The organism is Amycolatopsis plumensis, from assembly GCF_042652605.1.
Classification (GTDB): Bacteria; Actinomycetota; Actinomycetes; order Mycobacteriales; family Pseudonocardiaceae; genus Amycolatopsis; species Amycolatopsis plumensis.
Genome location: NZ_JBHSJY010000001.1, coordinates 1,985,414 through 2,008,839 on the forward strand (window position 1 = coordinate 1,985,414; position 23,426 = coordinate 2,008,839).

Sequence of the window (23,426 nt, forward strand, 5' to 3'; positions counted from 1 at the left end):
TACCACTCACGACCGGCCGCGGCAGACCAGCAGCCAGGCGACGTTGGTGACCGCGATCGCGAGCCACGCCGCCCAGGCCACGCGCGGGTCCAGCGCGGTGGTGACGACCCCCAGTGTCACCGTCACCACCACGGGCCACGCGCGCCGCGGCCGTCGCGGCCGCGCCTCCGCGAGCTCGGCGAGGTAGGCGTCCAGGGCCTCGGCGACCTGGTCGTCGATCCGGTCGCGCAACCGCGCGTCCAGCTCAGACATGCGCCGGCACCGGCCGCGGCGCGGCGACCGACAGGCACGCCAGCGCCAGCGGCACCTCCAAAGCGGCCATGAGCAGCGAAAACACCACGTCGTCGCCGGCCGTCACCACGTCGAACCAGGCGTCGGCCAGCAGCAGCGTCGCCGTGGCCGTCGCGACCAGCGGCGTCCGCGCGTCACCGCGGCCCAGCAGCCAGGCGGTCAGCAGCAGGCCGGCCGCCTCCGCCGCGTCGAAGCCCGTCCACGCCAGCCGCCAGTGCTGCGCCGCCACGACGTCCGGCAGCGTCGTCCCCAGTACCGCGATCCACGGCAGCAGCCCCAACCCCGCCGCCCACAACAGCTTCTTCATCGCAACCCCCGATCTGCGATCCACGGTAGCGATTGCAGAGATTCTTTGCAAACAATCTCTGTAGTACGCTCACGGCGTGGTCGAACGTCCCGAAAAGCGCGTCCTGACCGGCGCGGACCTGAAGGCCTTCTACAAGGCACTGGCCAATCCCGTGCGCCGGGACATCCTCAGTTACCTGGGCAAACACGGCGAAGCGAACTCGACGAGCGTCGCGAAGGCGCTCGGCGAGAGCACCGGGACGACCAGCTACCACCTCCGCAAGCTCGCCGACCTGGACCTGATCGAGGAGCTCGTGGACCGCGGCGACGGCCGCGAGCGCTGGTGGAAGTCGCGGGCGAAGGACATCTACACCCCGCCCGGCCTCGATCTGGCGCCGGACGAGCGCGAGGCGATGCTCAAGCTCGGCGCCCTCAAGATGGGTCACGACCTCAGCCTGGTCACGCGGGCCTACGCGGGCTACGACAGCTCCGCGGGCTGGAACCAGATCCACCGCGCCGGTCTGCACCTGACGAAGGAGCAGGTGACGTCCTTCGTCGAGGAGTACCAGGACCTGGTGTGGAAGTACGCCACCGAGCCGGGGCAGCATCCCGAAGGCTCGCGGGCCGTCTCCGTGCGGTTCATCGTGGTACCGGAGGAAGATTCCACAGAGGACTAGAAGCCGGACACCCGGAGCGTGATGTTCAGCCGGCCGTCGAGGCCCAGCGCCGGGTCCGCCGTGCCCGGCAGGGTCTTCGGCACGCCGTGGTAGGCGAGCCGGGACGGGCCGCCGAACACGAACACGTCGCCCGACCGCAGTTCGACGTCGGTGTACGGCCGGCCGCGGGTCTCGGTGTTGCCGAAGCGGAACACGCAGGCGTCACCGAGGCTGAACGACACCACCGGCTCCAGGCTGCGCTCGTCCTTGTCCTGGTGCAGCCCCATCTTCGCGGTGGCGTCGTAGAAGTTGACCAGCGCGATGTCCGGCTCGTAAGGCCGGGCCTCGCCGTACGCGGCCGCCAGCGCGCGGCGGCCGAGGTCGCCGAGCCAGTCCGGGAACGGCAGCACCGGTGTCCCTTCGCCGGTCGTGCGCGAGTAGCCGTACGGGTACCAGTGCCAGCCGAGGCAGACCGACTTCACCGACATCACGCCGCCGTTGGGCAGCCGGGTGTGGCGGTAGCCGGACCAGCCGCGGCAGGCCGCGATCAGCTCGCGCTGTTCGTCGAAGCCGAGCCAGTCGGGCAGGTGCACCGCCCCGGGCGCGAGTTCGGCGCGCGGGCGCGGAAGGAGAGCGTCCATCACTTCGATTGTGCCGCAGACTCCCGCCGCACACGTTCGGTGATCGGCGAGGGCACCACGTGGTGACTGCGGAACGTGACACCCGCGGTGGCGAACAGCCGCAGGAGCCGCCCCAATGGACCAGTGGGGCGGCCCTGCGGCCGCGTCCCCTCGCTTTGGGCCACCATGAGTCGACGTTCCCACACCTGAATGTTCCAAGCCAGCGTGGATCAGCTACGAACGGGTCTCTTGACCACGGCGACGCCGATCAGTCACGGAAAGTCACGACGGTGACGCCCGCCTGCGCCGGAACGGGGTCGTTCATCGCGGCCAGCGCGGCCGGGACGTCGTCGAGCCCGATGCGCCTGCCGATCAGCGCGGCGAGGTCGATGCCCGCCGTCTCGACGACGCGCAGCAGCTCCGGGTACTCGTGGGCCTGGAGCCCGTGGATGCCGACCAGTTCCAGTTCGCCGCCGATGACGCGGTGCATCGGGATGGGCGCGATGCCCTGCGCGGGCGGCATCAGCCCCGCCTGGACGTGCCGGCCGCGCTTGCGGAGGCTGCCGACCGACGCCGCGCAGGTCGACGGCGAGCCGAGGCAGTCGAGCGAGACGTGCGTGCCCCCGCCCGTCAGCTCGCGGACGTGTGCGGCGACGGCTTCGGGACCGTCGAACGCCGAGGAATCGACCGTGACCGCGGCACCCGACTTGGCAGCGAGCTGCAGCGCCGCCGCCGAGACGTCCACGGCGACGACTTTCGCGCCCGCGGCGACCGCCAGCAGCACCGCGGAGATCCCGACCCCGCCGCAGCCGTACACGGAGACCCACTGCCCCGCGGTGACGCGCCCCTGCCGCAGGACCGCGCGGAACGCCGTGCCGAACCGGCAGCCCAGCGCCGCGGCTTCGGCGGCGCCGAGCGAGTCCGGCAGCGCGACCAGGTTCGTCTCCGCGTGCTCGATGGCGACGCGCTCGGCGAACGACCCCCAGTGCGTGGCGCCGGGCTGGAACTCGCGGTCGCAGATCTGCTGGTCACCGCGGGCGCACTGGGCACACGAACCGCAGGCGCAGACGAACGGCACGGTGACGCGCGCGCCGAGCTCCCAGCCGCGGACGCCTTCGCCGAGCGCGACGACCCGGCCGGCGAGCTCGTGCCCGGCGACGTGCGGCAGCGTGACGGCGGCGTCGTGCCCCTGCCAGGTGTGCCAGTCACTGCGGCAGACGCCGGTGGCGTCGACCTCGATCACCGCACCGCCCGGCGCGGCCACCGGCTCCGGCACGTCCCGCACGACGGGCGGGACGCAGAACTCCTCCATGACGACAGCTCGCATGGCGCGAGCCTAACCGCCGCTCAATTGAGCGCGTGGAACCGCGTTCGCGCCCGCGGCGGCCCGAGGAGCCTGCTGAGCGAGCCGTCCGGCACGTTCAGGATGTCCTCGAGATTCCGCAGGGCTTCCAACGATTCCGGCCGCTCGGGCCGGCACCGTCCCGACTGCCAGTGGCTGAGGGTGGCCAGGCTGACCGTGGTTCCCCTGCCGCGCAAGCGATAGCGGATCCGCTCGAGGCCGAGGCCGCGGGCCCGGATCGCCGCCCGCAGGGCCACGTCGAACGGTCCGGCTGCCAGCAGCCGGCTCAGCTCCGCCTGTTCCCCCCGGTCGATGGTGCGTGTTCGCTGACCGGTCATCACAACGCTCCGAAGCACTCCCGTTTACAGAACATTGGAGCGTAGGCGCAGGTTCGCAAGATCGGAAGGGCCCTCACCCACCTGCCTTGCGCGCCTCGTCGGCGATCGCCGCGAACGGTTCGGCGTAGCCGGAGTTGATCGTGACGTAGGAAATCCCCCACCGTTCCCGCCACCGGAGAAGGGTTTCCGTCGCCGCGCCGGGATCCTCGGGCAGCACGGTCACGGCACCCCCGGCGGCGAGTTCGGGCACGTCGACCTTGGCGAAGCGCGCGACCGCGGGCGACGGCTCGGTCCCGACGGCCATCAGGTTCAGGCCGAGCTCGATCTCCGGCAGCCGCGGCCCGGCGAGCGCGCGGAACCGATCCACAATGGACTCCGCCTCGGCCTCGGTGGTCCGCGGCATCCAGGAGAACGTGACGGTGTCGGCTTCTTGCGCGGCGAGCGCCAGCATTTTCGGTCCACCGCCGGCCAGCATCAACCGCGGCCGGTCGGGACGGCGCTTGAGGTGCGCGATGGTGGCGGCCATCCGTGTGATGCGCTCACCCGGTGAGGGGAACTCCCGCCCGAGGCTCGTCGCGTGCTCGTCCGCCCCGGGCCGCCCGACGCCCAGCCCGACCTCGAACCGGCCGCGCGTCAGCTGGTGGAGCGTCTGCACCTGCCAGTCGAGCGCCTCGGCGTCGCGGAAGGGGTCGGCGAGGACGAAGGTGCCGACGGTGAGGTCCAGTGTCACCGCGGCGGCGGCCCCGAGCAGGACGAAGGGGTCGGCGGTGCCGACGGGATCGGTGGCGAGCAGGGTGTCGAAGCCGAGCTTCTCGACCCGCTCGGCTTGGGCGGTCCACGAAGTGAGGTCCGGTGCGTAACCGGCGACGATGCCGAAGCGGAAGGGTTTCATGCGGTCATGGTCGTGCGGAGGAGGGCGTCACCACATCCGCTTCACGACGTCACCCGCGCGTACGTCCCTGAGCGTCGTAACGACGAGACGGCAGCTCGCGACTCTCGATCATCACGGTAAGGGGGTACGAATGACCAAGCCCGCCATCCTCCTCGTGGTGGCCGCGATTGCCACCGCCGGGCTCGCAGCCTGCAGCAGCGAGCCACCCCCGGTGACCGGGACGGCCCCGGTCGCGGCTCCCGCCAGTGTGACGCCGCCGGTCTCGACGGCGGCCACGGCCGCCCCGGCTTACATCACGAAGAAGGTCGGTGAGCGGGCCGGAATTTCGAACACCGACGGCAGCACGGCGGTCGAATTCTGGGTCACCAAGATCTCCGTCGATCCCAAGTGCAGCCCTTACGCCTCGCGCCAAGCGGGGAAGCACACGGTCCTGCTCGACGTGACCGTGAAGACGTACATCGACCGAGACGCTGCCAGCGGCATCAGCGCCTTCTCCGTCCTGCCCGGCCTGATCAACCCGTTCGCGTTCTCGACGACCGGCGCTGACGGAGTCACGAACCAGGCGGAGACCGACATGTGCGCTGACCCGAAACAATTGCCGTCGGCATACGCACCCAATCGCACCTACACCGGTCAGGTCGCCATCTCGACCGCGGCGAAGAGCGGAACCCTGCAGCTCACGGACGGCTCAGGGCTGTTCGGTCCCGGCGCGCACGGCTGGGAGTGGTCGTACTGAGTGCGTCCCTCAGCGCAGGGTGACCGACAACGCCTGCGCGATCTCCTTGCCGATGGCGTGCGTGGCGGCATCCGGCGGCGACCCCACCTTTACCACCATCGGCCCCCCGAACGGCTGCCGCTCCACGACCTCGATGCGCTCGCCCAGGTTGATCGCGTGTTCGGTCAGATACCTCAGCAGCTCCGGGTCCGTGTCCCAGACCCGGACGATCTCGCCCACCGCTCCCGGCGGGAGGTCGTCCAGGATGCGGACCGGCAGCTCCTCCACGCTGCCGTCCGGCGCCGGGATCGGGTCGCCGTGCGGGTCGCGGACCGGGTTGCCCAGCTTCGCCGCGATGCGCTCGACCAGCCTGTCCGACACCGCGTGCTCCAGGGCGTCCGCCTCCGCGTGGACCTCGTCCCACGTGTAGCCGAGCTCGGACACCAGGTACGTCTCGATCAGCCGGTGCCGCCGGAGCACCGAGCGCGCCAGGAGCCTGCCGTCGGCCGTGAGCTCGATGCCGCGGTACGGCACGTGGGTGACCAGGCCCAGCTGGGACAGCTTCGTGACCATCCCCGACGCCGAGGACGGGCTGACCTCCAGCCGGCCGGCGAGCGACGCGTTGGTGACCGCCTCACCCCGCTCGACCAGGCCGTAGATCACCCGGACGTAGTCCTCGACCGACGAGGACCTCCGGACCGAACCATCTCCCATACCGCATACGATACGGGGCCGCGTACTTTCTCGTGAAAGTTCACGGCCGCCAGCGGTAGCGGATCCAGCCGGGCACCGGCTCCGCGCCGAGCTGGGCGTAGAACGCCTCGCCCTTTTCGTTGCCCTCCTGCATGTCCCACTCGACGCGGCCGGTCGTGCGGTTCCGCAGCTCGTCCAGCAGCTCGCCGCCGAGCCCGTGGCGGCGGTACGCGGGGCGGACGAACAGGTCGTCGAGCCAGATCCCCGGCCGCGCCTCCCAGGTGGAGAAGTTCCAGCTGCAGAAGGCGAAGCCGGCCACCGTGCCGGGCTCGCCGGGCGGGGTCGCGATGAGCACCCACGCCTTCGGGTCCGGCCCGAACAGGTGCCCGCTCATCTCGGCGCGGTCCAGCTTCAGGTCGTGGTTGTCCTCGTAGACGGCGTGCTCCTCGATGAGCGCGCAGATTTCCTCGATGTCTTCGAAGACGGCGTCGCGGACGGGCATCTCGCCTCCCGGTTTTGTCGGTGGTGGTCGTTACTGTCGGTCTTGGAGGTGGTCGATGTCACCAGAGGAGAGGTTCGAGGACCTGGTCGACGAGTTCACCGGACGTCCGGGCATCACGCCACCCGGCACGACCGGCGGGTTCGGGCGCACGGCGCTGCGCGCGCACGGCCGGATCTTCGCGATGTTCGTCCGCGGGCAGCTCGTGCTCAAGCTGCCTCGCCCGCGAGTCGACGAGCTCGTGGCGGGCGGGCACGGGGTGCGCTTCGACGCCAACAAGGGCACCCCGATGAAGGAATGGCTGGCGCTGGACACGGGGTCGCCACACCCCTGGGCCGCGCTGGCGGAAGAAGCACTCGAGTACGTGGGAAGGAAGTGAGTCATCACGCTTGATAACGCAGTTCGCCGCCGACGGCGGTGCCTTGCACGCTGAGTTCTCCGGAAGCGAGCGCGTCCACAGCGGACTCGTCCAGGGGCGAACCGGACAGCACGGCGAAGTCGGCAAGCTTCCCGGGTTCGAGCGTGCCCAGGTCACGCTCGGCGAAGGTCGCGTACGCCGAGCCGTACGTGTACGCGCGCAACGCCTGCTCCGGCGTCAGCACCTCTTCGGGAGCGAAGGGCGCGCCTGACGCCGTGCGCCGACGCACCATGTCGGCGAGCGCGAGCAGCGGTGCGCCGTTCACCACGGGCCGGTCGGAGGACGCGGGAAGCACGCAACCCGCGTCGAGGACGCTGCGCAGCCGGTAGCACCAGGGCACGCGGGCGTCACCGAGCGCGGCGCGCATGCCGTCACCGAGCTCGTTGACGAACCGGCCCTGCGGTGACGGGATGATGCCGAGCGAGGCGAGCCGCGTCAGCTCCGCTGGCTGGAGCACCGCGCAGTGCTCGATGCGGTGCCGGTGGTCCGTGCGCGGCGAAGCGGCCAACGCGGCTTCGTAGGCGTCGAGGACGACGGTGATCGCGCGGTCGCCGATCGCGTGCGTCGCGATCTGCCAGCCCGCCTCGTGGGCGCGGCGGATCGTCTCCGTGAGCGCGTCTTCGGGCACCTGGAAGTAGCCGCGGTTGTCCGGCTCGCCGTCGAAGGGCTCGTGCATCGCGCAGGTGCGCCCGACCAGGGAGCCGTCGGCGAACAACTTCATCGGGCCGACGCGCAGCCACTCGTCGCCGAGTCCGGTGCGCAGGCCGAGGTCGAGGCCGAAGCCGGCTTCGTCGGGCAGGTCGTGCAGCACGCTCGCGGCGACCATCACCGTGCTGCGCACGCGCAGCAGGCCGCGGTCGCGCGCGACCTGGTAGGCGGCCAGTTCCGCGGGCGTCTCGCCGACCAGGCCACCGCCGATCCCGGCCTCCTGGACGCTGGTGATGCCCTCGGCCAGGTACTGCTCGGACGCCCGCTCGAGCCCGCGCACGACCCGCTCGACCGGGGTCGGGTAGGTGAGCGGCCGCAGCAGCAGCTGCGCCTGCTCGCGCAGCAGCCCGGTCGGCGAGCCGTCGGCGTCGAGCACGACGTCGCCGCCCACCGGGACGTGCGCCAGGTCGAGCTGGTCGAGCACGGCCGAGTTGACCACGGTCATGTGCCCGGACGTGTGCTTGAGCCGCACGAGCATGCCCGGCGCGGCGCGGTCGAGGCCGCCGCGGTCCGGGTGCCCGCCCACGAGCTTGTTCTGGTCGTACCCGCTGCCGACCACCCAGCTCCCGGGCGGCAGCGTCGCGGCGCGCGCGGCGACGGCGTCGTAGACCTCCTCGACGCTGCGGCAGTCGCTGAGCGGCACGTCGTCGAGGCCCATGCCGAACCACGCCATGTGGTTGTGGGCGTCGTGGAAGCCGGGCACGACGAACCCGCCGGCGAGGTCGACCCGGGAGCGCGCCGAGAGCTCACGCGCCTCATCGCCCAGCGCGACCACCCGGCCGTGCAGGACGGCGAGCGCGCTGGTGACACCCGCGCCCGTCCACACCGTGGCGTTCTCGTAGACCGCATCGACTCGCACGAGGTCAGAGGCTATCGATCGATCGATCGAACGTCTAGCATCGCCCTCATGCCCACTGTGGAGTTCGCCGTCGAGGACGGCATCGCGCACATCCGGCTGAACCGGCCCGAGCGGCTGAACGCGGTCGCCGCCGTGCTGGTCGACGACTTCCTCGCCGCCCTGGACGAGGCCGCCCGCAGCGACGCCCGCGTCGTGGTCCTGTCCGGGAACGGGCGCGCCTTCTGCGCCGGCCACGACCTCAAGGAACCCACCCCCGCGGGTGACTCGCGGGCGCGGCTGGACCGGCTCCAGGACGTCACGCGGCGGCTGCGCGGCCTGCGTCAGCCGGTGATCGCGGCGGTGCACGGCTACGCGATCGGCGCCGGCGCGGAGTTCGCGCTCGGCTGCGACCTGATCCTGGCCGCCGAGGACGCCGTGTTCGCCTTCCCCGAGGTGTCGCTCGGCCTGAGCGTCACCGGCGCGGCGTCGCGGCTGCTCCCGTTGCTGGTCGGCCCGCTCAAGGCGAAGGAGCTCCTGCTGCTCGGCGAGCGCTTCGACGGCCGGAAGGCGGCCGAGCTGGGCATGGTCAACGCGGCCGTCCCGACCGAGCGGCTCCAGGCCGAAGCGCTGAGCTGGGCCAAGCGGATCGCCGAGCACCCGCCGGCCGCCGCGGCGATGGCGAAGCGCGTCCTCGACGCGAGCACCGACCTCGAGCCCGCCCTCGAACTCGAGGTCAGCCACGCCCTGATCACCGAGCACTCGGCCGCGGTCGCCGCGTCCACCGAAGCCTTCCGGAGCCGGGCGTGACCCCCCTGTCCGACATCGGGACGCTCGCGCAGCTCGTCACGCGGGCCGCCGCGCTGTGGCCGGACCGCACCGCCTGGATCTTCGACCACCTGGACCGGACGTTCACCTTCACCGAGGTCGACCGGGAAAGCTCCCGGATCGCCGCGGCGCTCGCGGAACGCGGGATCGGCCAGGGCGACCGCGTCGCCGTGATGCTGCGCAACCAGCCGGAGTTCCCGCTGATCTGGCTCGCACTGGCGAAGATCGGCGCGCAGCTCGTGCCGGTCAACACGAACTACCAGGAGTTCGACGGCGCCCACGTACTCCGCCACTCCGGCGCGAAGCTCGCCGTCGCCGCCCCCGAGTTCACCGCCCTCCTCGGCCGGATCGGCCTGACCGAGGTCATCACCCCGGACGAACTCCGCACCGACGCCGAACCGCCGGAATTCACCCCGGTGCCCGAGCTGCCGGTCAACATCCAGTACACCTCCGGGACCACCGGCGCGCCCAAGGGGTGCGTCCTGCCGAACCGCTACTGGACCACCCTCGCGGTGAGCCTGGCCACCGACTTCCCGGCCGTCGGCGAAGACGACGTCATCCTGACCGCGCAGCCGTTCCACTACATCGATCCACAGTGGAATGTCGCGTTGGGACTCGCGGGCGGGGCCACCCTCGTCGTGCTAGACCGGTTCCACCCGAGCACGTTCTGGGCGAAGGTCCGCGAACACGGCGTCACCTGGTTCTACTGCCTGGGCCTGATGCCGACGCTGCTGCTAAGGCAGGAGCCGTCCGAGGCCGACCGCGAGCACCGCGTCCGCGCGATCTGCGCGTCCGCCATCCCGCACGACCTGCACGCCGAGCTCGAAGCCCGGTGGGGCGTGCCGTGGTACGAGGCGTTCGGGATGACCGAGACCGGCGGCGACATCCGGATGACCGCGGCCGACCACGACGAGACCGTCGGCACCGGCTGCATCGGCCGGCCGAGCCGCGATCGCGAGGTGCTGATCGCCGGCGACGACGGGAAGCCGGTGCCGCGCGGGGAAACCGGGCAGCTGCTGATCCGCGGGATCGGGCTGATGCACGGCTACCACGACGATCCGGACGCGACGGCGAAAGCGTTCGAAAACGGCTGGTTCCACACCGGCGACCTGGCCCGGATGGACGCCGAGGGCCGCGTCTACTACGTCGGCCGGACCAAGGACATGATCCGCCGCAGCGGCGAAAACGTCTCCGCCGACGAGGTCGAGCGCGCGCTGCTGCTGCACCCGGCGGTCCGGCTGGCCGCCGTCGTCGCGGTGCCGGACGAGCTGCGCGGCGAGGAGATCAAAGCGTACGTCGTGTGCGACGGCGACCGGCCGGACCCCGCCGAGCTCGCCGCGTTCTGCGCCGGGAAACTGGCCTACTTCAAGGTTCCGCGGTTCTGGGCGTTCGCCGATTCGCTGCCGATGACGCCGTCGGAGCGGGTGGCCAAGGGCGAGCTGCGGAAGGTCGCCGACCCGCGGGCCGGGTCCTGGGACGCGAAGGCGGGAGCATGGCTGTGAGCAGCCGCGAGCGGGTGCGTGCGGCGGCGGTGAAGCTGTTCGCCACCAAGGGCTTCCACGGCACCGGCATCCGGGATCTGGCGCAGGAGGCGGAACTGTCCTCGGCCAGCCTGTACCACTACATGGGCACCAAAGAGGATCTGCTCGCCGAAATCATGCACACGGCGCTGAACCGGCTGCTCGACGCGGCCCGCGAAGCGACCGCGGGCGGCGGCGACCCGGTGCACCGGCTGCGCACGCTGGTCGCGCTGCACGTCCTCGCGCACGCCGTCGGACCGGCCGAAACCCGGGTGGTGGACAACGAAGTCGACGTCCTGTCCCCGGCCGCGCGCGAGCCGGTGGTGGCCCTGCGGGACGCCTACGAACGGCTGTGGGCGGCCGCGATCGACGAAGGGGTGGCGGCCGGGGTGTTCCGTGTGGAGCACCCGGCGGTGACCCGGCTCGCCCTGCTCGAGATGTGCAGCGGGGTCGCGAGGTGGTATTCCCCACGCGGCCCGCTGGCGCTGGACGAGCTCGCGGAGCACTACGCGGAACTGGCCTCCAGGGCGCTGGGCTGCACGTCCGCGCCCGGCGTCACCGACTTGCGACGGTGCCGGGAAATCGTCGCGAAAGAGTGGGGAGTGTCCGTTTAGCGGCGCTTTTACCTGTGTACGCCTTGCCCAGACGGCGCGGGTGGGGGACGCTCGAAGGGTGACTGAGGAAACGATCCAACTGGAACTGGACGACTCGGGTCTCGCGCCGGGCCTCCCGGCGCCGGAAAACCCCCGCGATCAGGTGCAGGATGTGCCCTATCGCCCCGTCGAGTTCCGTGATGACGATCTCCCCACCGCCTTGGAGCGGTGCTCGAAGTGGCTGCGGCAGGCGCAGGAGTGGCTGGGCGAGCCGCTCGACGTCCTGGCCATCCACCTCGACTACGACGACCGCCAGGGTTCGCCGTACTACGACGTGAAGCTCCTGTGCAACGAAGAGGACCTCGCGGGCGTCCCGATCGCCATCCGCAACAAGAAGTAAGCAAGCCGAAACGCCGTCAGGGCCGCCCTCCCGGGCGGCCTTGACGGTTTCTCGCGTTCTCAGCCCAGCGTCCCGCCGACCTTGACGTGCCCCTTGAGCAGGTTGCGCGCGATCGTCCGGCGCTGGATCTCGTCGGTGCCCTCGTAGATGCGCAGCAGCCGCAGCTCGCGGTACCACCGCTCGACCGGCAGCTCGCGCGTGTAGCCCATGCCGCCGTGGATCTGCAGGACGCGGTCGACGATTTCGTTGGCCTTCTGGCCGCCGTACAGCTTCGCCATCGACTGCGCGTGCCGCGAATCCACGCCCTGGTCGACCTGCCAGGCGGCGTGCAGCACCAGCCACCGCAGCGCCTCGAGCTCGACGCCGGAGTCGGCGATCATCCACTGGATGGCCTGCCGTTCGGCGATCTTCTGCCCGAACGTCTCGCGCGTGTTGGCGTGCTCGATGGCCATGGTGATCAGCCGCTCGCAGGAACCGATCGCGCGGGCGGGCAGCAGGTAGCGGCCCTGGCCGATCCACTGCATGGCCAGCTCGAAGCCGCGGCCCTCCTCGCCGAGGATCTGCGTCTCCGGGACGCGGACGTCCTGGAAGATCAGCGACGCCGGGCCCCACTCGCCCATGGTGTCGATGTACTCGGACTTCCAGCCGGCCTCGCGGTCGACGAGGAAGCAGGTGACGCCGCCGTTCGCGCCCTTCTCCGGGTCGGTGATGGCGAAGACCATGGTGAAGTCGGCCTCGTTGCCCCCGGTGATGAAGGTCTTCTCGCCGTTGATGATCCAGTCGCTGCCGTCCTTGCGGGCGGTGGTCCGGATGGCCTTGGCGTCCGACCCGGCGCCCGGCTCGGTGATCGCGAAGCACGACTTGCGCTCGCCCGAGATCGTCGGCAGCAGGTAGGCCTGCTTCTGCTCTTCGTTGGCGTGGAACAGGATGTTGTCGGCGGCGCCGCCGAAGCGGAACGGCACGAAGGTCCGGCCGAGCTCGGCCTCCAGCAGCGCGGCCATCACGGCGGACAGGCCCATGCCGCCGTACTCCTCGGGCGTCAGCACGCCCCAGAAGCCGGAGTCCTTCGCCTTGAGCTGGAGGTCCTTGAGCTCCTCGCCGGTCAGGCCGGGCTGGTGGGCGCGCTCGCGCCGGAGGACTTCCTGCTCGAGCGGGACCAGCTCCCGCTGGACGAACGTGCGGACCCAGTCGCGCACTTCCCGTTCTTCGGTGCTGAGTGAAAAGTCCATGTCCCGGGTGCTCCTCCGACTCTGGCTAAGCGCTTGCTTACCCGAGGGTACCTCGTGGGGCGGGGATAACCCCAGACCTCGGCCGGAATTCGTGACAACGGCTTCCGGGCCGGGAAGGATCGGAGGGGTGATGGAGATCGAGGTCCGCTGGTCGTCGCCGTTGCCCGCCGAGGAACGCTTCCTGCGCCTGCTCGACGACGTCGAACAGGGCCGGTTCGAGGCGTACCGGCAGGAGGCGGACAAGCGGCGGTTCCTCACCGGCCGGGTCCTGGCCAAGACGGTCGCGGCCGAGCGGCTCGGCCTGGCCGTCGAGGCGGTGCGGTTCGACGCGACCTGCGAAGACTGCGGCAAGCCGCACGGCAGGCCTCGCGTCCCGGGCGCGGACCTGACGCTGTCGATCTCCCATTCGGGCGAGCTGATCGGCATCGCGGCGACGCCGTCGGTCCCGGTGGGGCTGGACGTCGAGACGGCGACCCGCCGCGCGGACGACGGCCTGATCGACTACGCGCTGAGCCCGGTGGAGGCGGAGCACCTCGCGGGCCTGGGGCCGGAGAAGAAGGCCGCGGCGTTCTTCGTCTACTGGACCCGCAAGGAAGCGGTGATGAAGGCCACCGGCAAGGGCCTGCGCATCCCGCTGCAGAGCATCACGTTCTCCCGCTACGACGAGCCGGCCCGCCTGGCCGCATCAGGCGACCCGGCCTTGAACCCGGCCACGACGCGGCTGGTGGACCTGAAGGCCGCGGACGGCTACCGGGCGGCCATCGCGGTGCTGACCACCGAGGAGCTGTCGGTCACCGAGGAACACTGGACCCCCTGAGCCCGCTTTGGGCGGGTCAGACCGGGAGGTCGGCCAAGCCCATCGCGGCCAGCAGCGTCCGGAACTTCGCCGTCGTCTCGTCCAGCTCCGACTGCGGATCCGAAGCCGCCACGATCCCCCCGCCCGCGTACAACCGCATCGACGTCGAGGCGATCTCCGCGCACCGGATCGCCACCGCCCACTCGCCGTCACCCGCCGCGTCCACCCAGCCGACCGCGCCCGCGTAGTAGTCGCGGTCGAACGGCTCCAGCTCCTGGACCAGCTCGCGCGCACCCTCCGTCGAGGTGCCGCAGATCGCCGGGGTCGGGTGGAGGGCCGCCGCGAGGTCCAGGGCCGTGATGTCCGGGTCCGCCAGCTCGCCCGTGATCGGGGTGCGCAGGTGCCAGATCGCCGGGGTCGTGACCAGCTCCGGGCCGGCCGGGACGTCCAGAGTGCGGCAGAACGGCCGCAGCGCCTCGACCAGGTAGTCGATCACCACGGCGTGCTCGAGCTGGTCCTTGCGGGAGTTCCGCAGCGCCTCGCCGTTCGCGCGGTCGACGACCGGGTCGGCCGAACGCGGCATCGAGCCGGCGTGCGGCGAGGAGAAGACCGTCCGCCCGGTGCGGCGCAGCAGCAGCTCGGGGGTCGCCCCGACGAGCGACCGGCCGCCCGGCAGCTCGGCCGCGTACGTGAAGTGCCGGGGATTGCCGACGGCCAGGTTCCGCACGATGCTCTCGGCCGGCACCGGCGCGGCGAACTCGAGGTCCAGGGCACGCGCCAAGACGGCTTTGCGCAGGTCACGCGCGTCCAACGCGGCCACCGCGGCACGCACCGCCGACATGTGCAGCGCCGGCGACGGCACCGCACGCACCCGCACGGGCGTCGGCAGCGTCTCGCGCGGCAGGGAAGGCGCTCCCGACGAGCGGTGCACGGTCCGCGGCACGACGAGGTGACCTGGCACCTTCGTGTCGGGTCCGGTGTCGAACGGCAGGACGCCGACGGCCAGCGGGGCGCCCGTCTCGGCCAGGACGCCGGGGATCGCCGAGGCGAGCCGCCGGGGGTCCGTCTCGGTCACCGTCCGGATCGTGCCCTGCGCGAGGAGGGCGCGCGAAGCCGTCGTGAAGAGGAAGTCGCCACGCTGGTAGCGGGCGGCGAGGTCAGCCGGGGTCGCCGGATCAGGAGAACTCACAAGACCCAGCGTCCCAGGCGACGGGAGATCCGCGGGGGAAGTGTCGCCAGCGACACTCCCCCCGCGGTCAGCTCCTGGTGACGGGCCTACTTGAGCGCGTCGATGAGCGCCTCGCGCTGACGCTCGCCCAGGCCGGCCGCACGCCGGTCCGGGTCGATGCCGGCCTGCTCGAGCAGGGCGGCGACCTTCACCGCGCCGAGGCCGGGGACGGCCTTCAGCAGCTGGGTGACCTTCGTCTTCCCGATGGTCTTGTTCTCCTTGGCCTGCTTGAGCACCTTTTCGATGCTCTCCTTGCCGGACTTGATCGACGCGAGCAGCTCCGAACGCGCCTTGCGAGCCTCGGCGGCCTTGGCCAGGGCCTCGGCGCGCTGCTCCGGAGTCAACGTAGGCAGAGCCAACGTAGTGTCCTTTCCTCTCAGGTCTCCGCTTTCGCGGCCGACAGCTTTTGTGAGTGCTTGCTCCTGCAAGCGCTGCTCAGCCGTCTCTTGCCACGGGCCCAGTAAACGCCACCCGCTTCGTGGCCGTGCAACCGACACGCACTTATTACCCCCGGAGGTGATACCGGGCAACCCGCTCCGGCCTGCGGAAACGCTCCCAAGAAGTGGCCGGCGTGGCCTCTCTCACCCGGAAGTGGAGCCTCCGTTACCCGCTGTTCTCGTGCACATTTCCTTGCACATAAGGAAAAGCCGAAAAATTGATGATCTTGATCATCGTCCGGTCGTCGCCCGATCGCGCTACGACCGTGACCGAACGGAGCCGTTGTTGACCATGCTCGCTTCACCCGATCCGCATTAGAGTCGGCCCAACCCCAGCCCACCGGCGAACGACCCCCGGGAGCGACCATGTTGAGCACCATGCAGGACGGCCAGCTGTCGCTGGCGAACCTGCTCCGCCACGGCACGTCGGTGCACTCGGCGAGCGAAGTCATCACCTGGACCGGTTCAGAAGCCCGCCGCGAGAGCTACGGCGACCTCGGCAGGCACGCCGCCCGGCTCGCGAACGCCCTCCGGGGCCTCGGCGTGACAGGCGACCAGCGCGTCGGCACGTTCATGTGGAACAACGCCGAGCACATGGCCGCCTACCTGGCCGTTCCGGCCATGGGCGCCGTGCTGCACACGCTGAACATCCGGCTGTTCCCGGAGCAGCTCGTGTTCGTCGCCAACCACGCCGAGGACCACGTCGTCATCGTCGACGGCACCCTCGTCCCCCTCCTGGCCAAGCAGCTGCCGCAGTTCGAGACGGTCCGGCACGTCATCGTGGCCAACGGCGACGCCGCGTCCCTCGAAGCCCCCGACGGCGTCCAGGTCCACTCCTACGCCGAGCTGCTGGCCGCCCAGCCCGACACCTTCGACTGGCCGGACGTCGACGAGCGCTCGGCCGCCGCGATGTGTTACACCTCGGGCACGACCGGTGACCCCAAGGGCGTCGCCTATTCACACCGGTCGATCTGGCTGCACTCCATGCAGGTCTGCATGAGCGACAGCATGAACCTGGCGCAGAGCGACAAGGCCCTGGCCATCGTGCCGATGTTCCACGCGATGGCCTGGGGCCTGCCGTACGCGGCGCTGATGGTCGGCGCGTCGCTGCTGATGCCGGACCGGTTCCTCCAGCCGGCCCCGATTTCGGCGATGCTGGCCGCCGAGAAGCCGACGTTCGCCGGCGCGGTCCCGACCGTCTGGCAGGGCCTGCTCGCCCACCTCGAAGCCCACCCGCAGGACATCTCGCACCTGCGCGAGGTCGTCGTCGGCGGGTCGGCGGTGCCGCCGTCGCTGATGCACGCGTTCGAGGAGCGCCACCACGTCTCGATCCTGCACGCCTGGGGCATGACCGAGACGTCGCCGCTGGGCAGCGTCGCCCGCCCGCCGGCGTCGGCGACCGGCGACGACGTGTGGAAGTACCGCTATACGCAGGGCCGCTTCCCGGCGTCCGTGCGCGCCCGGCTGATCGACGACGACGGCACGGTGCTGCCCTGGGACAACGAGGCCGTCGGCGAGCTCGAGGTCCAGGGCCCGTGGATCGCCGGCTCGTACTACGGCGGTTCCGAGGTCGACCCGGACAAGTTCCACGACGGCTGGCTGCGCACCGGCGACGTCGGCAAGATCAGCGCCGACGGCTACCTGACGCTGACCGACCGCGCCAAGGACGTCATCAAGTCCGGTGGCGAGTGGATCTCCTCGGTCGACCTGGAGAACCAGGTGATGGGCCACCCGGCGGTGGCCGAGGCCGCGGTCGTCGGCATCCCGGACGAGAAGTGGGACGAGCGGCCGCTGGTCGCCGTCGTGCTCAAGGAGGGCCAGAGCGTCACGCCGGAGGAGCTGCGCGACTACCTGAGCGACAAGGTCGCGAAGTGGCAGCTGCCGGAGAACTGGACGTTCGTGGACGAAGTTCCCAAGACCAGTGTCGGCAAGTTCGACAAGAAGCGCATCCGCGCGTCCTACTCCGAGGGAAAGCTCGACATCGCCCAGCTCTAACGGGTAAATCTCCGGCGAGTCTGCACGCTTCGAAAGGTCGCCATGGGGGAACCTACCTCCTCCATGGTGACCTTCGGAGCTCGTCGGAGAGGTTCTGGGGATGCAGCGAAACAGGCGGAGTTTCCTCGCGCTCGCGGGGCTGGGCGCGCTGGCGACGGCGTGCGGGTCGAACACCGGGCGGCAGGGTGAGCCGCCGCCTTCCACGGCGTACTCGGCGGGACCGCCGCCGTCGAACGCCCCGAAGGTCCCGCTCCAGCAGTGGTACCACGCGTACGGCGAGGAAGGCGTCCAGGACGCCGTCAAGCGGTACGCCGCGAGCTACCCCGGCGCGGCCGTGACCGTGCAGTGGAACCCGGGCGACTACGACTCGAAGATCGTCACCGCGCTGCAGAACAGCAAGGTGCCCGACGTCTTCGAGGCGCAGGTCAAGATCGACTGGGTGCGGCAGAAGCAGGTTGTCCCGCTCGACGACGTCATCGGGCCGGTTAAGGGCGACTTCAGCCCGGCGGTGCTGGCCGCGCAGACCGTCGAGGGCCGGGTCTACGGCATTCCACAGGCCACCGACACACAGCTCCTGTTCTATCGCAAGAGCCTGCTGCAGGCCGCCGGTGTGCAGCCGCCGCAGACCGTCGACGAGCTCGTCGACGCGGCCGCGAAGCTGACGAAGGACGGCGTCAAGGGCCTCTTCGCGGGCAACGACGGCGGCGTCGGCGTGCTGACCGGCCCGCTGCTGTGGTCGGCGGGGCTCGACTACCTGAAGAACGGCAACCGCGAGGTCGGCTTCGACGACCCGCGCGCGGCCACCGCGCTGGCGAAGCTGCACACGCTGAACGCCAACGGTTCCCTGCTGCTCGGCGCGCCGGCGGACTGGTCGGACCCGGGCGCCTTCATCGACGGGCTGACCGCCATGCAGTGGACCGGGCTGTGGAACGTGCCGAAGATCCGCCAGGCGTTCGACGACGACTTCGGCGTGCTGCCCTTCCCGAAGCTGGACGGCAGCGGCGCGCCGTCGGTGCCGGTCGGCGCGTACGGCGCGATGGTGAACGCCAAGAGCGCGCACGTCGTCGAGGCCAAGGCGTTCGTGAAGTGGCTGTGGATCGACCAGACGCAGGACCAGCTGGAGTTCGCGACGAAGTTCGGCTTCCACGTGCCGGCCCGGCAGAGCCTGATCGGCCGCGCCGACAGCCTCAAGTCCGGCCCGGCCGCCGACGCGGCCCGGTTCGTCCAGGAGAACAGCCACCTCGTCGGCGGCCCGGTGTGGACCCAGCAGTCGAACACCGCGCTGTCCGACGCGGTCGCGAAGATCGCCAAGGAGGGCGCGGACCCCACGGCGCAGGTCAAGTCCGCGGTCGAGGTGGCGAAGGCCGAGCTGAAGCGCCTCTTCGGATGAAGAAGCGCGATGCGCGCGCGTTCTGGCTGTTCGTCGGACCGTTCCTGCTCGGGCTGGCGGTCTTCGCGTACCTGCCGATCGGCTGGAGCGCGTACCTTTCGTTCTTCGACGCGCGCAACACGGTGACGCCGACCGAATTCGTCGGGCTGGACAACTACGGGCACATGCTCACCGACGAGCCGTTCCTCTCGAGCCTGGGCACGTTCAGCGTGTTCGCGGTGTTCATCGTGCCGCTGACGTTCGTGTTGTCGCTGGCGCTGGCCCTGGGCGTCAACCGCCTGCGGGTCGCGCAGGCGTTCTTCCGGTCGGTGTTCTTCCTGCCGTTCGCGTGTTCGTACGTGGTGGCGTCGCTGATCTGGAAGACGTCGCTGTTCTCCGGTGTCCGGTACGGACTGGCGAACACGGTGCTCGGGTGGTTCGGCGCCGACCCGGTGGCCTGGACCGGGACGGTCGACCCGCCGCTGTACTGGATCGTGCTGGTGACCGCACGGCTGTGGCTGCAGCTGGGATTCTACATGATCCTGTTCATCGCGGCACTGCAACGGATCCCGGCCCAGCTGTACGAAGCGGCCTCGCTCGACGGCGCGAAACCGGGCTGGCAGCTGTTCCGGTACATCACCCTGCCGCAGCTGCGCGCGACGGCGGTGGCGGTGCTGCTGCTCAACCTGATCAACGCGTACCAGGCGTTCGACGAGTTCTACAACATCATGGGCGACGCACGCGGCTACCCGCCGTTCGCCCGGCCGCCGTTGGTGTACCTGTACTACACGTCACTGGGTTCGGGCGGCCAGGACCTCGGCCGGGGCAGCGCCGGCGCGGTGATCCTGGCGCTGATCATCGCACTGGTGACGGTGCTGCAGGGCCGGGTGCTGCGGTTCGGACGTGCTTCGTGAAGGCGTTCCTGCGGTGGGCTTGCCTGGTGGTGGCGGCGGTGTTGTTCCTGCTGCCGTTCTACCTGCTGCTGCGCAACGGGCTGGCGTCGCGAACGGACCTCACCTCTCCACAGTGGACGATCTTCCCGTCCACTGTGCACTGGGAGAACTTTTCGCGGCTGTTCTCGCTTTCCGACGTCCCGTTCGCCCGCAGCCTGCTGAACTCGGTGCTGGTCGCGACCCTGCAGACGACCGGCCTGCTGGTGCTCTGCTCGCTGGCGGGCTACGGCCTGGCGCGGATCCCCTACCGGCATTCCCGGATCGTGTTCTACGCGGTGCTGGCGACGCTGATGATCCCGACGTCGGTGACGTTCGTGCCGAGTTTCGTGGTCGTCTCGTCGCTGGGCTGGCTGTCGGACTTCCGCGGCCTGGTGATCCCCGGGCTGTTCAGCGCGTTCAGCGTCTTCCTGTTCCGGCAGTACTTCCTGGACTTCCCGCGCGAGCTGGAGGAGGCCGGACGGGTGGACGGCCTGTCGCGCTGGGGCGTGTTCTGGCGGATCGTGGTGCCGAACTCGAAGGGCTTCTTCGCGGCGATCGCGGTGATCACCGTGATCGGCAGTTGGAACGCGTTCCTGTGGCCGTTGATCATCGCCCAGTCGCCCGATTCGTGGACGGTCCAGGTGGCTTTGTCGGGCCTGCTGACCGCGCAGAACCCGCAGCTGAACCTACTGTTCCTGGCGGCGGCGGTGTCGATCCTGCCGATCGTGCTGCTGTTCGCGTTCCTGCAGCGGTACCTCGTGCGCGGAGTCGCGGAGTCCGGCCTGAAGGGCTGAATCGCCACCACAGCAAGGCGAACGTCAGCACCAGCGCCCCGCCGTCGGTGATCAGGGAGGGCAGCAGGCCCGGCCAGCCGTACAGGTCCAGCGTGGCCCGCCACACCGGCGGCGGGATCACGAACACGCCCGCCGCCTGGGTCGTGTTCACCGCCAGGACCAGCCAGAACACCCACCGGCGCCCGGTCAGGACGAGCAGCCCGAGCAGGTTCCCCACCAGGTAGACGTCCCCCACCAGGCGCAACCCGGTCAGGAAACCGTCGGACAGCGGCGCGCCCGCCAGGAAAGCCGCGCGCGCCACCAGGCCGGGACCGATCACCACGAAGTTCTGCACCGCCGTGCCGATCGCGAATACCAGCGAACAAATCGCCACCCACCACCGCATCCCCAGCCCCCTCTATCAGTGATAGAGACCAATCTATCACTGATAAAGTCCGCCGGGTGCCGCTCGATCGCCGCCGGATCACCCAAGCCGCCCTCGAACTGCTCGACGAGGCCGGGCTCGCCGAACTGAGCACCCGGCGGCTCGCCGCGCGGCTCGGCGTCAGCTCGCCGACCCTGTACTGGCACGTCAAGGACAAGGCCCAGCTGCTCGACCTGCTCGCCGAGGCCATCTGCGAAGACACGTTCGACATCGACGAGACGGCGGACTGGCGCGGGCAGCTCGAACAGGGACTGCACCAGTTCCGCGCGTTGCTGCTCAAGCACCGCGACGCCGCAACCCTGCTCCGCGAGCGCCTGCCCGGGCCGAACCGCCTGGCGCACATCGAGACGACGTGCCGGATCCTGCTCGACGCGGGCTTTACCCCCGAGGACACCGCGGGCATCGCCCGGCTGCTCACCGCGCACGTGCTCGCCTCCGCCGAGACGCCCGCACGGACCGATCCCGAGTTCCGGAACCGGCTGGCCGGCTTCCCCACCGTCGCGGCGCTCGGCCCGGCGTTCGCGCGCACCACCGCGGACGAGCTGTTCGCCCTCGGCACCGAAGTGATCCTCGACGGCCTCGCCGCCCGGCGGAAATGACCACGACCTTCGGCGGTACACCCCCCTCGATGCCCGTGACAGGCTAGCTCGAAATGTCACGTTCACCGGCCGGTCACCGACGTCCGGCACGGTGCTGGGCAACCGAGAAGACTGGGGAGCGAACCCATGGCCGAACTCACCCGGCGCACCTTCGCCACCGCGGGCGCCGCCGGTGTCGGGCTCCTGCTCTGCACGCCCACCGCCAACGCCCTCGACCGCGCCCTGCGACTGACGAGCGCCCGCTCGGTCACCACCGCCGGGACCACGCTCGAGCAGGTCGCCACGGGTGGCGCCACCAGCACCTACTCGCGCCTGTCCGCGGGTCCCGGCTGGCCGCTGGTCGTGCGGAGCGATCTCGCGACGCCGAAGAGCGGCCGCGACGACCGGCGCCGGGCGCTGTCCGCCTTCGTCCAGTTCACCGACCTGCACATCACCGACGCGGAGAGCCCCGCCCGCTTCGAGTACCTGCACCCCTACATCGGCTCCGCGCACCGGCCGCAGGAGGCGCTCGGCACCGTCGCGACCAGTGCCCTCGTCGAGCGCGTCAACAGCGTGCGGCAGGGCCCGTTCACCGGGCGGCCGTTCGACCTCATGGTCACCACCGGCGACAACACCGACAACCACGAGCTGATCGAGCTCGAGTGGTTCCTCAAGGTCCTCAACGGCGGCACCGTCACCCCGAACTCCGGCGACGCGAACGCCTACGAAGGCGTCCAGGCCTCGGGCAACGACGAGTACTGGAACCCCTCGATCCCCGGCGTGGGCGACAAGTACTCGGCGAAGGGTTTCCCGCAGCTGCCGGGCCTGCTCGAAGCGGGCATGAAGGCCTTCACCGCGCCCGGTCTCGACGTCCCGTGGTTCTGCACCTTCGGCAACCACGACGACAGCATCGTCGGCTCGCTGCCGGCGAACATCCCGGGCATCGACGCCTGGTACACCGGGAAGTACAAGGTGATCGGCAAGGACGAGACCACCTCGAAGAAGCTCGCCGACGCGATCAAGAGCGGCTCCGGCGTCCCGGTCGCGGAGCTGTTCGGCGGCAGCGGCACCATCCGCGAGGTGACGCCGGACGCGCGGCGCCGCCCGTTCAGCACCGGCGAGTTCGTCCGCGCCCACCTCGACGCGGCCAACACCGGCCCCGGCCCGGTCGGCCACGGCTTCACCAGCGCCAACGCCGAAGGCCAGAACGTCTACTACACGTTCCGGATCGCGCCCGGCATCACCGGGATCAGCCTCGACACGACCACCGACGCGGGGTTCGCCGATGGCTCGATCGGGCTCGCGCAGTACTCCTGGGTCGAGTCGACGCTCAAGCGCGGCAGTTCGACGTACTACGACTTCTTCGGCCGCAAGATCACCCACGCCGTCACCGACGAGCTGTTCCTGCTTTTCAGCCACCACACGAGCGGCTCGATGGGCAACCTGCTGCCGGACTCGCGCCACCTGCTCGACCCGCGGCTGGACGGCACCGCGTTCGTCGCGCTGCTCAACCGGTTCCCGAACGTGCTGGCCTGGGTCAACGGGCACACGCACCTCAACAAGATCACCCCGCGCGCGGGGAACACGCCGCAGCAGGGCTTCTGGGAGATCAACACGGCGTCGCACGTCGACTTCCCGCAGCACGCGCGGATCGTCGAGGTCGCCGACAACGCCGACGGCACGTTGTCGCTGTTCACGACGCTGATCGAGGCCGAAGCGCCGTACGCCGTGGACTACGACGCCCGGACGCCGCAAGCGCTTGCGTCGCTGTACCGCGAGCTGTCCTACAACGACATCCACGTCGACCTCGGCCGGGTCGGCGCGGCCGCGGACCACAACACGGAGCTGCTCCTGGTGAACCCGCTGTCCTGAGCCTGCCGCGGCTCTCGTGAGTGAGAAACAGTGTTCTAAGAGGCTGTTCCTGAACTGACCTCGGGTGGGCGTGTTGCCGCTGGCAGCAGAGGAACTCCTGGTAGATCGAGCGGTGCTGAAGCGCCGTTCTACCAGGAGT

The 23,426-nt window shown here is 70.5% G+C and carries 28 protein-coding genes; 15 read left to right on the plus strand and 13 right to left on the minus strand.

Going from position 1 to position 23,426, the window contains the following annotated elements:
* Nucleotides 1–6 precede the first annotated feature (6 nt).
* Both ACFPLC_RS09190 and ACFPLC_RS09195 read right to left on the minus strand, forming a co-directional pair.
* On the minus strand, nt 7–252 hold the full coding sequence (locus ACFPLC_RS09190) for a hypothetical protein (RefSeq protein ID WP_378199624.1): 246 nt from the start codon (nt 250–252) through the stop codon (nt 7–9).
* Nucleotides 245–598 (minus strand): hypothetical protein, encoded by a 354-nt coding sequence (locus ACFPLC_RS09195; protein ID WP_378199621.1) that lies wholly within the window; start codon nt 596–598, stop codon nt 245–247. The genes ACFPLC_RS09190 and ACFPLC_RS09195 overlap by 8 nt, the downstream gene beginning before the upstream one ends.
* Before the next feature lie 76 nt (nt 599–674).
* Here ACFPLC_RS09195 and ACFPLC_RS09200 point away from each other — a divergent pair, with 76 nt between their 5' ends.
* Nucleotides 675–1,253 carry an ArsR/SmtB family transcription factor gene (locus ACFPLC_RS09200; RefSeq protein WP_378199619.1) on the plus strand — a complete coding sequence of 193 codons (579 nt, stop codon included), beginning with the start codon at nt 675–677 and terminating at the stop codon, nt 1,251–1,253.
* On the opposite strand, the gene ACFPLC_RS09205 is transcribed toward ACFPLC_RS09200, so the two are convergent.
* From ACFPLC_RS09205 to ACFPLC_RS09225, 5 genes are all read right to left on the minus strand, one after another.
* Nucleotides 1,250–1,873 (minus strand): alpha-ketoglutarate-dependent dioxygenase AlkB family protein, encoded by a 624-nt coding sequence (locus tag ACFPLC_RS09205; RefSeq protein WP_378199616.1) that lies wholly within the window; start codon nt 1,871–1,873, stop codon nt 1,250–1,252. The two genes, ACFPLC_RS09200 and ACFPLC_RS09205, sit on opposite strands and share 4 nt — an antisense overlap.
* Entirely contained in the window at nt 1,873–2,040 is a 168-nt protein-coding gene (locus ACFPLC_RS09210) for a hypothetical protein (protein WP_378235778.1), read from the minus strand. Before ACFPLC_RS09210 ends, ACFPLC_RS09205 begins: the two co-directional genes overlap by 1 nt.
* 80 nt (nt 2,041–2,120) lie before the next feature.
* The gene (locus tag ACFPLC_RS09215) at nt 2,121–3,179 is read right to left on the minus strand and encodes a zinc-binding dehydrogenase (protein WP_378199613.1); all 1,059 of its coding nucleotides are present in this window, start codon (nt 3,177–3,179) and stop codon (nt 2,121–2,123) included.
* Nucleotides 3,180–3,199: 20 nt separating this feature from the next.
* Nucleotides 3,200–3,532 (minus strand): transcriptional regulator, encoded by a 333-nt coding sequence (locus ACFPLC_RS09220; protein ID WP_199199691.1) that lies wholly within the window; start codon nt 3,530–3,532, stop codon nt 3,200–3,202.
* Between the two features lie 73 nt (nt 3,533–3,605).
* A complete protein-coding gene (locus ACFPLC_RS09225) occupies nt 3,606–4,424 on the minus strand; it encodes an LLM class flavin-dependent oxidoreductase (RefSeq protein WP_378199610.1) in 819 nt (272 codons plus the stop codon).
* A 130-nt stretch (nt 4,425–4,554) separates the two neighbouring features.
* Here ACFPLC_RS09225 and ACFPLC_RS09230 point away from each other — a divergent pair, with 130 nt between their 5' ends.
* Nucleotides 4,555–5,160: a hypothetical protein gene (locus tag ACFPLC_RS09230; protein ID WP_378199607.1), complete on the plus strand. Its 606-nt coding sequence runs from the start codon at nt 4,555–4,557 to the stop codon at nt 5,158–5,160.
* A gap of 9 nt (nt 5,161–5,169) precedes the next feature.
* Here the strand turns inward: ACFPLC_RS09230 and ACFPLC_RS09235 are convergent, their stop codons facing one another.
* Both ACFPLC_RS09235 and ACFPLC_RS09240 read right to left on the minus strand, forming a co-directional pair.
* Nucleotides 5,170–5,853: a metal-dependent transcriptional regulator gene (locus ACFPLC_RS09235; protein WP_013230121.1), complete on the minus strand. Its 684-nt coding sequence runs from the start codon at nt 5,851–5,853 to the stop codon at nt 5,170–5,172.
* A gap of 40 nt (nt 5,854–5,893) precedes the next feature.
* Nucleotides 5,894–6,334: a GNAT family N-acetyltransferase gene (locus ACFPLC_RS09240; RefSeq protein WP_091318320.1), complete on the minus strand. Its 441-nt coding sequence runs from the start codon at nt 6,332–6,334 to the stop codon at nt 5,894–5,896.
* Between the two features lie 55 nt (nt 6,335–6,389).
* Here ACFPLC_RS09240 and ACFPLC_RS09245 point away from each other — a divergent pair, with 55 nt between their 5' ends.
* Nucleotides 6,390–6,710: a hypothetical protein gene (locus ACFPLC_RS09245; protein WP_378199603.1), complete on the plus strand. Its 321-nt coding sequence runs from the start codon at nt 6,390–6,392 to the stop codon at nt 6,708–6,710.
* 4 nt (nt 6,711–6,714) lie between these two features.
* Here ACFPLC_RS09245 and ACFPLC_RS09250 read toward each other — a convergent pair whose 3' ends face one another.
* Nucleotides 6,715–8,316: an amidohydrolase gene (locus tag ACFPLC_RS09250; RefSeq protein WP_378199600.1), complete on the minus strand. Its 1,602-nt coding sequence runs from the start codon at nt 8,314–8,316 to the stop codon at nt 6,715–6,717.
* Between the two features lie 48 nt (nt 8,317–8,364).
* On the opposite strand from ACFPLC_RS09250, the gene ACFPLC_RS09255 reads away from it, so the two are divergent.
* The 4 genes from ACFPLC_RS09255 to ACFPLC_RS09270 are packed head-to-tail and all read left to right on the plus strand — an operon-like array spanning nt 8,365 to nt 11,633.
* A complete protein-coding gene (locus ACFPLC_RS09255) occupies nt 8,365–9,102 on the plus strand; it encodes an enoyl-CoA hydratase/isomerase family protein (protein WP_378199597.1) in 738 nt (245 codons plus the stop codon).
* Nucleotides 9,099–10,622 (plus strand): ATP-dependent acyl-CoA ligase, encoded by a 1,524-nt coding sequence (locus ACFPLC_RS09260; protein ID WP_378199594.1) that lies wholly within the window; start codon nt 9,099–9,101, stop codon nt 10,620–10,622. Before ACFPLC_RS09255 ends, ACFPLC_RS09260 begins: the two co-directional genes overlap by 4 nt.
* The gene (locus ACFPLC_RS09265) at nt 10,613–11,254 is read left to right on the plus strand and encodes a TetR/AcrR family transcriptional regulator (protein ID WP_242545469.1); all 642 of its coding nucleotides are present in this window, start codon (nt 10,613–10,615) and stop codon (nt 11,252–11,254) included. The genes ACFPLC_RS09260 and ACFPLC_RS09265 overlap by 10 nt, the downstream gene beginning before the upstream one ends.
* A 58-nt stretch (nt 11,255–11,312) precedes the next feature.
* Nucleotides 11,313–11,633: a hypothetical protein gene (locus ACFPLC_RS09270; RefSeq protein ID WP_191306893.1), complete on the plus strand. Its 321-nt coding sequence runs from the start codon at nt 11,313–11,315 to the stop codon at nt 11,631–11,633.
* A gap of 59 nt (nt 11,634–11,692) precedes the next feature.
* Here ACFPLC_RS09270 and ACFPLC_RS09275 read toward each other — a convergent pair whose 3' ends face one another.
* Entirely contained in the window at nt 11,693–12,862 is a 1,170-nt protein-coding gene (locus ACFPLC_RS09275) for an acyl-CoA dehydrogenase family protein (RefSeq protein ID WP_378199591.1), read from the minus strand.
* A gap of 130 nt (nt 12,863–12,992) precedes the next feature.
* Between ACFPLC_RS09275 and ACFPLC_RS09280 the strand changes: the two genes are divergently transcribed.
* Nucleotides 12,993–13,679: a 4'-phosphopantetheinyl transferase family protein gene (locus tag ACFPLC_RS09280; RefSeq protein ID WP_378199588.1), complete on the plus strand. Its 687-nt coding sequence runs from the start codon at nt 12,993–12,995 to the stop codon at nt 13,677–13,679.
* Between the two features lie 16 nt (nt 13,680–13,695).
* On the opposite strand, the gene ACFPLC_RS09285 is transcribed toward ACFPLC_RS09280, so the two are convergent.
* Both ACFPLC_RS09285 and mihF read right to left on the minus strand, forming a co-directional pair.
* Complete coding sequence (locus ACFPLC_RS09285) at nt 13,696–14,847, minus strand: isochorismate synthase (protein ID WP_378199585.1); 1,152 nt, start codon at nt 14,845–14,847, stop codon at nt 13,696–13,698.
* Between the two features lie 86 nt (nt 14,848–14,933).
* Nucleotides 14,934–15,245 (minus strand): integration host factor, actinobacterial type, encoded by a 312-nt coding sequence (gene mihF, locus ACFPLC_RS09290; RefSeq protein ID WP_051767699.1) that lies wholly within the window; start codon nt 15,243–15,245, stop codon nt 14,934–14,936.
* Between the two features lie 444 nt (nt 15,246–15,689).
* On the opposite strand from mihF, the gene ACFPLC_RS09295 reads away from it, so the two are divergent.
* The 7 genes from ACFPLC_RS09295 (at nt 15,690) to ACFPLC_RS09325 (ending at nt 23,287) form a co-directional block, all read left to right on the plus strand.
* Nucleotides 15,690–17,318: a long-chain fatty acid--CoA ligase gene (locus ACFPLC_RS09295; protein ID WP_378199580.1), complete on the plus strand. Its 1,629-nt coding sequence runs from the start codon at nt 15,690–15,692 to the stop codon at nt 17,316–17,318.
* Nucleotides 17,319–17,418: 100 nt separating this feature from the next.
* On the plus strand, nt 17,419–18,708 hold the full coding sequence (locus tag ACFPLC_RS09300) for an ABC transporter substrate-binding protein (protein ID WP_378199577.1): 1,290 nt from the start codon (nt 17,419–17,421) through the stop codon (nt 18,706–18,708).
* Complete coding sequence (locus ACFPLC_RS09305; RefSeq protein WP_378199574.1) at nt 18,705–19,601, plus strand: carbohydrate ABC transporter permease; 897 nt, start codon at nt 18,705–18,707, stop codon at nt 19,599–19,601. The genes ACFPLC_RS09300 and ACFPLC_RS09305 overlap by 4 nt, the downstream gene beginning before the upstream one ends.
* Nucleotides 19,602–19,630: 29 nt before the next feature.
* Entirely contained in the window at nt 19,631–20,413 is a 783-nt protein-coding gene (locus ACFPLC_RS09310; protein WP_378199879.1) for a carbohydrate ABC transporter permease, read from the plus strand.
* 92 nt (nt 20,414–20,505) lie between these two features.
* Nucleotides 20,506–20,637 carry a hypothetical protein gene (locus ACFPLC_RS09315; RefSeq protein ID WP_378235779.1) on the plus strand — a complete coding sequence of 44 codons (132 nt, stop codon included), beginning with the start codon at nt 20,506–20,508 and terminating at the stop codon, nt 20,635–20,637.
* Nucleotides 20,638–20,854: 217 nt separating this feature from the next.
* Nucleotides 20,855–21,436 carry a TetR/AcrR family transcriptional regulator C-terminal domain-containing protein gene (locus ACFPLC_RS09320; RefSeq protein ID WP_378199571.1) on the plus strand — a complete coding sequence of 194 codons (582 nt, stop codon included), beginning with the start codon at nt 20,855–20,857 and terminating at the stop codon, nt 21,434–21,436.
* A gap of 126 nt (nt 21,437–21,562) precedes the next feature.
* Nucleotides 21,563–23,287, plus strand: a complete 1,725-nt coding sequence (locus ACFPLC_RS09325; RefSeq protein WP_378199569.1) for a TIGR03767 family metallophosphoesterase — start codon at nt 21,563–21,565, stop codon at nt 23,285–23,287.
* Nucleotides 23,288–23,426 lie beyond the last annotated feature (139 nt).

What these genes read in the sequence shown, in the direction of transcription:
- ACFPLC_RS09225 (WP_378199610.1), bottom strand. Translation starts at nt 4,424, where the DNA reads ATGAAACCCTTCCGCTTCGGCATCGTCGCCGGTTACGCACCGGACCTC.
- ACFPLC_RS09275 (WP_378199591.1), bottom strand. Translation starts at nt 12,862, where the DNA reads ATGGACTTTTCACTCAGCACCGAAGAACGGGAAGTGCGCGACTGGGTC.
- ACFPLC_RS09295 (WP_378199580.1), top strand. Translation starts at nt 15,690, where the DNA reads ATGTTGAGCACCATGCAGGACGGCCAGCTGTCGCTGGCGAACCTGCTC.
- ACFPLC_RS09220 (WP_199199691.1), bottom strand. Translation starts at nt 3,532, where the DNA reads ATGACCGGTCAGCGAACACGCACCATCGACCGGGGGGAACAGGCGGAG.
- ACFPLC_RS09305 (WP_378199574.1), top strand. Translation starts at nt 18,705, where the DNA reads ATGAAGAAGCGCGATGCGCGCGCGTTCTGGCTGTTCGTCGGACCGTTC.
- ACFPLC_RS09195 (WP_378199621.1), bottom strand. Translation starts at nt 598, where the DNA reads ATGAAGAAGCTGTTGTGGGCGGCGGGGTTGGGGCTGCTGCCGTGGATC.
- ACFPLC_RS09240 (WP_091318320.1), bottom strand. Translation starts at nt 6,334, where the DNA reads ATGCCCGTCCGCGACGCCGTCTTCGAAGACATCGAGGAAATCTGCGCG.
- ACFPLC_RS09265 (WP_242545469.1), top strand. Translation starts at nt 10,613, where the DNA reads ATGGCTGTGAGCAGCCGCGAGCGGGTGCGTGCGGCGGCGGTGAAGCTG.
- ACFPLC_RS09190 (WP_378199624.1), bottom strand. Translation starts at nt 252, where the DNA reads ATGTCTGAGCTGGACGCGCGGTTGCGCGACCGGATCGACGACCAGGTC.
- ACFPLC_RS09215 (WP_378199613.1), bottom strand. Translation starts at nt 3,179, where the DNA reads ATGCGAGCTGTCGTCATGGAGGAGTTCTGCGTCCCGCCCGTCGTGCGG.
- ACFPLC_RS09205 (WP_378199616.1), bottom strand. Translation starts at nt 1,873, where the DNA reads ATGGACGCTCTCCTTCCGCGCCCGCGCGCCGAACTCGCGCCCGGGGCG.
- ACFPLC_RS09280 (WP_378199588.1), top strand. Translation starts at nt 12,993, where the DNA reads ATGGAGATCGAGGTCCGCTGGTCGTCGCCGTTGCCCGCCGAGGAACGC.
- ACFPLC_RS09245 (WP_378199603.1), top strand. Translation starts at nt 6,390, where the DNA reads ATGTCACCAGAGGAGAGGTTCGAGGACCTGGTCGACGAGTTCACCGGA.
- ACFPLC_RS09255 (WP_378199597.1), top strand. Translation starts at nt 8,365, where the DNA reads ATGCCCACTGTGGAGTTCGCCGTCGAGGACGGCATCGCGCACATCCGG.
- ACFPLC_RS09210 (WP_378235778.1), bottom strand. Translation starts at nt 2,040, where the DNA reads ATGGTGGCCCAAAGCGAGGGGACGCGGCCGCAGGGCCGCCCCACTGGT.
- ACFPLC_RS09325 (WP_378199569.1), top strand. Translation starts at nt 21,563, where the DNA reads ATGGCCGAACTCACCCGGCGCACCTTCGCCACCGCGGGCGCCGCCGGT.
- ACFPLC_RS09230 (WP_378199607.1), top strand. Translation starts at nt 4,555, where the DNA reads ATGACCAAGCCCGCCATCCTCCTCGTGGTGGCCGCGATTGCCACCGCC.
- ACFPLC_RS09300 (WP_378199577.1), top strand. Translation starts at nt 17,419, where the DNA reads ATGCAGCGAAACAGGCGGAGTTTCCTCGCGCTCGCGGGGCTGGGCGCG.
- ACFPLC_RS09235 (WP_013230121.1), bottom strand. Translation starts at nt 5,853, where the DNA reads ATGGGAGATGGTTCGGTCCGGAGGTCCTCGTCGGTCGAGGACTACGTC.